This window comes from Mesobacillus boroniphilus JCM 21738, from assembly GCF_000517385.1.
Lineage (GTDB): Bacteria > Bacillota > Bacilli > Bacillales > Cytobacillaceae > Mesobacillus > Mesobacillus boroniphilus.
The window spans coordinates 1-6,555 of the sequence record NZ_BAUW01000137.1 but is presented as its reverse complement, the minus strand read 5'-3'; the positions used below and the strand labels follow the sequence as shown (position 1 = coordinate 6,555).

General features: G+C 31.7%; 8 protein-coding genes. 5 read left to right on the top strand and 3 right to left on the bottom strand.

Going from position 1 to position 6,555, the window contains the following annotated elements; translation table 11 throughout:
- Positions 1 to 73 precede the first annotated feature (73 nt).
- The 5 genes from JCM21738_RS26355 (at position 74) to JCM21738_RS20420 (ending at position 2,820) form a co-directional block, all read left to right on the top strand.
- Complete coding sequence (locus tag JCM21738_RS26355; protein ID WP_243463112.1) at positions 74 to 328, top strand: hypothetical protein; 255 nt, start codon at positions 74 to 76, stop codon at positions 326 to 328.
- Entirely contained in the window at positions 325 to 699 is a 375-nt protein-coding gene (locus JCM21738_RS26350) for a hypothetical protein (protein ID WP_243463111.1), read from the top strand. The genes JCM21738_RS26355 and JCM21738_RS26350 overlap by 4 nt, the downstream gene beginning before the upstream one ends.
- 293 nt (positions 700 to 992) lie before the next feature.
- On the top strand, positions 993 to 1,832 hold the full coding sequence (locus JCM21738_RS20430; RefSeq protein WP_023613412.1) for a DUF5700 domain-containing putative Zn-dependent protease: 840 nt from the start codon (positions 993 to 995) through the stop codon (positions 1,830 to 1,832).
- Between the two features lie 103 nt (positions 1,833 to 1,935).
- Positions 1,936 to 2,367, top strand: coding sequence for an NUDIX hydrolase (locus JCM21738_RS20425; RefSeq protein ID WP_023613413.1), 432 nt, complete (start codon positions 1,936 to 1,938; stop codon positions 2,365 to 2,367).
- A gap of 114 nt (positions 2,368 to 2,481) precedes the next feature.
- A complete protein-coding gene (locus JCM21738_RS20420; protein ID WP_023613414.1) occupies positions 2,482 to 2,820 on the top strand; it encodes a hypothetical protein in 339 nt (112 codons plus the stop codon).
- Positions 2,821 to 3,551: 731 nt separating this feature from the next.
- Here the strand turns inward: JCM21738_RS20420 and JCM21738_RS20415 are convergent.
- The 3 genes from JCM21738_RS20415 to JCM21738_RS20405 form a co-directional block, all read right to left on the bottom strand.
- A complete protein-coding gene (locus tag JCM21738_RS20415) occupies positions 3,552 to 3,896 on the bottom strand; it encodes a glycoside hydrolase family protein (protein WP_148296158.1) in 345 nt (114 codons plus the stop codon).
- 83 nt (positions 3,897 to 3,979) lie between these two features.
- On the bottom strand, positions 3,980 to 5,122 hold the full coding sequence (locus JCM21738_RS20410; RefSeq protein WP_500778558.1) for a lanthionine synthetase LanC family protein: 1,143 nt from the start codon (positions 5,120 to 5,122) through the stop codon (positions 3,980 to 3,982).
- A gap of 29 nt (positions 5,123 to 5,151) precedes the next feature.
- Entirely contained in the window at positions 5,152 to 6,201 is a 1,050-nt protein-coding gene (locus JCM21738_RS20405; protein WP_035210074.1) for a class III lanthionine synthetase LanKC N-terminal domain-containing protein, read from the bottom strand.
- Positions 6,202 to 6,555 lie beyond the last annotated feature (354 nt).

Genomic DNA, 6,555 nt, shown 5'->3' with positions numbered 1-6,555 from the left:
GTTATGTTGAAGAAGGAATATAGTAAATTATTGTCAAAATATAGATATATAGTAAAATTTAGGAGTTGATTTTTTGGAGAAATTTAAAAAGATTGAGGTGGAACAACTTAATATTGTTGATAAAGATGGAACGGTTAGACTCAAATTATTTAACAATCAAAACATTCCCCCTGCAATTATTGACGGAGAAGATATTCTTCCAGGCCATCGCCAAAGTGATCCTATCGCTGGAATGATGTTCTATAATGCAGAAGGTGATGAAGCTGGTGGTTTAATTTTGGTAGTCAAAAAGACGATGATGGCAATTATACATCTGGTGGAAGTTTGACTTTTGACCAATATAAACAAGACCAAGTTGTCCAAATGGAACACTATGAGGAAAACGGTAAAAAAAATTATGGTTTTTCTATTTATGACCGACCAAATTCCAATCTAAGAGAAGATATTATAAGAGATAAGGATATCCGAGAGTCAAATAAATCGGAGGAAGAAAAAGACCAGGAATTGAATGAATTGTGGGAAGGAAATGTCCGCCGTGCTTTTATGGGGAAAAACGTGGACGGGGATGTAATTGTACAACTCTCTGATAGTAAAGGACAACCAAGAATTCGTATGGTTGTTGATCAATCTGATATTCCAAGAATGGAATTCCTTGACGGGGACGGAAAGGTCCTTTATAAACTGCCACCAGAAGAATGAGTATCTTCATCAAATTTATTTCAATTAGGTTAATCAAGAATGATTAACCCTTTTTTAATTTCTTTTTATAAAGAAGAAAAGGGTTTCTGACAAAAAGCCTAGTTTGTAAAGCGATATTCTTAAACATCAAGTTACGTTGATCCAGAAGAATTAGAGTGCTTTTTGTTGAACTCTTTATTAAACAAACGATGAAGTTTAGTTTAAGAAAAACTTAAATCATAAGGGCAAAATTAACTTTAATAGCCTAATTATTAATTGAAGATGTCAATTGCTTAATGAATAGGAGGGTTTTTTTGAAAATAATTGATACTGTACCGTATTTTTTGGATAACTATCAACCATCTATAAATTTCTTGCGGAGCTACTATATGAAGTATCCAGAGATTTTCAAAGAGTACTTTTTATATCATTGCAAAGACACCGAAGAAAGACATATTCAGTCAATAAAAAGGTATCCTCAAGTCTTGACTTCCATCCAGTTAATCCACAATGAAATTGTCACCATTATAAAAGAAGTAGAGCAAAATTACTTGGGTATGTATCAAGTGAAATTTCCTATTGATGTAAATTTAATTGTCGGTGGTTTTGGTTCTAATGCCTATTCTCACAAACAAATTATACCTAATGTAACTTTTGCTTTAGAAAAATTATCGCCAGCAAGTAGTCATTTAAAAGTCATTATTGCACACGAATTAGGACACGTTGCCCATAATATTATTTCAGATAAAGCGGGAAATGATTGGTCGAATGTGGAGTGGAATAGCCCTCTTACCTGGCTATTTCAAGAAGGGGCAGCTACACATTTTTCAAGGAAAACATCGCCTGGATTGCCCTCTTCCGTATATTTTTCTTATGATGATAATGGCGAAGAATGGTTGGAATTTGCATCATCACACAAAAAGGAAATTCAATTGGAGTTTGCAAAAGATCTTGCAATAAGTACTCCGCAGGAAATTTTCCGTGAGTGGTTTTCCATTAATGGCGGCAAAACTTTTGGTTTTCCTCGATTAGCATACTTTTTGGGCGATCTGCTATTTCAAGAAAAAGTTTTACAAGTTGGAGAAATGAACGCCATTATAGCTTGGAAAGATCACAATTTTGAAGATGTCCTCAATAGTTGGTTGAACTATTAAAAGCACGTATAGATTCTAAGGTATATCAACAATTGTGAAACATTCAAATTAAACAAACGATACAGGTTTGTTTAAAAACCATAACGTAAAAGGGGGGCTTAATATGGTACAAAGTACACAACAAATTTACACACCACCAAAACATTTTGTTTCAGCAGCAACTATTGTAATCAATGATGAAAAGGAAATTTTATTAATTAAGGGACCTAGTAGAGGATGGGAAATGCCTGGGGGAATAGTTGAAGAAGGCGAGTCTTTGAAAGATGCAGCAGTAAGAGAAACTAAAGAGGAATCTGGTATTGATATTGAAGTTCTAAAATTTTGTGGAATATTTCAGAATGTGAACAAATCAATATGTAATACCTTGTTTTTAGCTAAGCCAATCGGAGGAGAATTAACAACTTCATCAGAGAGTTTAGAAGTAGGTTTCTATCCAATTGAGAAAGCATTAGAAATGGTAACCGTGGGAAACTTTAAGCAAAGAATTGAATACTGTCTTGATAATAGCAAACACCCATTTTATATAGAATTTTAGGTAAAAGTAAATGAAATAACAGTATTGCTTATTAAACTTAAGGGGCAGTTTAGCCGAAGATGAGAGCAAGTAGTATTACATAGCTGAATTTATTAGGGAGAGTTATTTAAAAGTATGAGAAATAAAAGAAGAGTAATAAGCACTATATTTTTTATAATAGTTTTGACAGCTGCTGTTCTTATGTATAATTTGCTGTCTGAAAGTTCAACATTCGCTGTGGTTACAGTCTTAGAAAAAGACCGTTCTGAAGAAAATGGTGAAGGATATATTATCGTAGCACCTCCAAATGCTGATGTATCTAAAAAGTATTGGGAAGAAGAAAAGTCAAAAATTTACATAAAAGAAACAATGGTATGGAATTTAATTGAAAATGGTAAAACATATGTGGTAACTTACGAAACTAAAAGAAATGGTGTGAGCATTTTAAAAGAGATAGAAAATGCAGATAAATAATTCTGACTTGCCGCTTTTCAACAAACGATGCATTTTGCACAATAATCATACAGAGATTATTTAGGGATTTTTTTGAGGTGATTTAAAAATGCGCCCCTTTTTAAAAAAAGTTTGTAGTTCTACCATTGATGTTTCTTTTATCGTGCATTTTTGTTTATTCTACCGCTTTTTTTGACGGAAAAATGATCAAAACATATGACGAGTTAAAAGAGAGTTTCCCTATGTTTATAGGTTTCCCAATAGGATTTGTGGAGCTGATAGGAGTTAACATTGATCCGCCTTTACCTTATTTTTATGGAATAAGATGTTGTGGAACAGTATGGCATCAAGATAAGTTCTTACTTGCAGTTTTAATAGTATTCCTCTTTTTGTGCCTAGTATATCTGGTTGCTTATTTTGTAATTTTAAGAGTAAAAAAGAACACTTCTAATTCCAACTAAAAGTGCAGCATTCATTTTATACATCTAAGTTTGTGAACAAATGTACTTAAACATACGGGTGCTTTAGCATAAAAAGGAAAAAATTTAGAGCCTAATATATGCAAGTTTTTATGCCCCACTTGCCTATTTCGGCTCTTTATACACTCATACAACATACTGCCGTTTATAGCATTTTTTAATTGCCAAATACAATACTGTGGTGAAAAATTCAATTATAAATCTTTTTTATAAATGTCAAACATCATTAACTGTTGTATATCCTTAGAGTTTAAACGGGTGAAATAAAATATCTTATTTAACAACTAATTTATCCAATCTCTTAACATTATAAGGATATTCTAGATCTCCATCTAAAAGTAATTCATCTAGAAAAAAATGGGGATTCCCTTTATTACTTAGCGTCCTTTTCAATAACATTATGAAACCAGCTGCTCCTGTACTATAATCACAGCTTAACCTGTACATTAAGGAACCAGGACATGCCAACTCATCTTCATTTTCTTTTAATAAAAATTGTTTCATATTGTTTATTAATTCACAGGCAAAGTTGTAGTATTTAACTTCTTTAGTGAATTGATAAAAGTCAATTAAAGTACTTACTATTCCAGATAAGCCATTAAAAAGGCCGATATCCACAGATAGTTTACATAGCAATCCATTTGTTATTTTTTCAATTTCCTGTTCTAAAAATACATTGTCTTGTAAAACTGTTTGGTATCTTAAGGCGACAGCGCTATGCCAGCAGTACCTCTAGCTAAGTAAGGATAGACAATATTTTTATTCGTTAAGTTTGCTGGGTATCCGTACCCATCATTGATTTCAATTCCTTTCCCAATTTCTTCTTTTAAGAGTTCTGTTCCGAAATTAATATATTTTTCTTCCTTGGATACCAGGGATAAATAAAGAAGAAATAGAGAAATGCCAGATTTACCACTTTCGTAACCAATTTGTTGAATATTATTCACATTATCTCTTTGATCCTCAGTAATTTTGTCACCTATAGTTAAAGCAGTTTTAAGGTAATCATCCTCTTTAAGAATTAAATTAGCTTTTAAAAATAATAATCCTACCCCAGCCAGTCCTTCACCGATATTTAACTCCCTTATATCTTCTAAATTTTCGGAAATATAACTGAGAATCTCTCTAGCTATAAACACCTCATTATTTTCCAATAAATACCAACAAATCCCTGATAAACCATAATGTAAGCCTAGTTGACTTTGAAACATATTTTGCTTTACCTGTTTTTTAAAGACATTATACATGGCTGAATCGATTTTTATATCACAATATTCCAAAGCTCTAAGAATACCGGCAGTACCGTTTGCTATAGAAAGATATTCAGTGGCCAAATAGTCTGCAGGGAAAACTTGTGTTTCTCCGTCAAGTTTACTATTTAAAATGAAGTTACTGACTTTTCGTATAATCTCTTCTATTTCGCTTATATTAACTTCTCTAATTTGGGTTTCAGAAAAATTGGGATTTATATCATTAATAATAGATATATAGTCTTCCGCAGGCTGTATAGTATCCCCTTCTATTAATTTCTCTATTACCTCCTTAAATTGACTTGGTAGATTGTATTGTTTTTCCAAGTAACTTAAAAAGTGTTTATAAAAATGTTCGTCTAATTCACTTAGATTATTACTAGGTGAAATCATATAGAAGAGAAGGTAACCAATACCTATATAATCCCGCTTAAAATCATCGGGTTTATTAAATTTATTATGAAATCCAATAGTTCCGAATATATGTTTTTCATCTGTAGTATCCAAGTCTAAAGATGTATCAAAATCTATTATTATAGGATTTAAGTTATCTTTTAGGATAATATTTTCTGGACCGATATCACCAACGACTATATTATTTTTATGTATAGTTTCAAAAGTTTTTAAAATATTAGTAAATATTTTAACAATTTTCTTAAAATATTCATTGAAATCGTTAACAGTTGAATTAGGCTTAGAGAAAGGTTCTCATTAACAACGAACTGTTTTATAGTAGGGCCGTCTATGTAACTTTCAACTAAATACGTATGTTCCCACTCTTTAAAAATATCAATCGGAATAGGAGAGACTCCTAGAGAGTGTATTTTCTTTAGAATAGCATATTCTGTCTTTTTTAAAGAGACAGCATCTTTTCGGTTACCATATTGAACTGTAAAAGGTCTTACCTCTTTAACAATAACTTTTTCTGCATTCTGTATGTCTTCAGCAATATATGTCCCCCCTGCATTCGTATATCGAAGAACGGATAAGACTTTGTAACGGTTATTTAGCAAAAAGTTGTTCTTTTTCTCCTTATTAAAGTTGTTTTTCTGAAAGGGATCCTTTACCCAATTAGGTAGTTGAAATCTGGGTTTTCTATCGTCAATAAACTCTTCACCGTTTTCTGATTTAATCATGTGAACATATTGATTTCCGAGCTTAACAAGTCCAATATTAATTCCACCGTACCGATAATATACTATGCCTTTATCACCATAACGTCTATCTGTTAATATATACGGGCCATTATACATTGATAATAATTTGTAAAGTTTAGGAGTAACTTCTATGAATTGTTTTTCACTTTCTGGATATATAGTAATAAATTTCCCTGACCCACTCCTATCTGCAACTTTATTTTGATTTGCGTCAAAGACTACCTTATCCATTAGACATTTGAAAGATATAGAGTGTTCCATACAAAATCTAGATACTTTTTCTAGTATCTCTTCGCTATCCCATATGGTACCTGAAATATGTATTTTCCAACCGTGAGTTGGTAATGGACCTTTCTTAGGAAAACAGGATATGTATATTCTATCGCGTATTATATACCAGTTTTCAGGATCCACTATATTTTTGACTATATTAAAGTATTCATTCTGTGGCTTATAAAAGTCAAAAGGAAGGTAAAACCTTTTGCTTGGCAATAAAATATATGATGAATTAATCATGAAATCGCCCTCACTTTCAGTAAATTTATTATGCATTTTTATGTTTTGATCTATATTTTTAGTTTGTAAGGGAAGAGAAAAGGTTAGTCTATGGATGTTTAAGTAGAAAAAAGTATTAGGAAAAATTCCAGCAAAACGAATTACTTTGCTGTGTTACATAGGAAACAAGAATTACTCTGTGAGCTCATTCCCATCAATACTGGTTCAAACTTTTCATTTTCCATTAATTGAAGTTCTAGAATCTCTTCCATTTGAATTCCCTCCTTTTAAAAGATGATTTATGGATACGTACTAACACTAGTAGAAAAGGTTACAGCAAAATGTATTACTTTGCTGTGTTACATAGGAAACAAG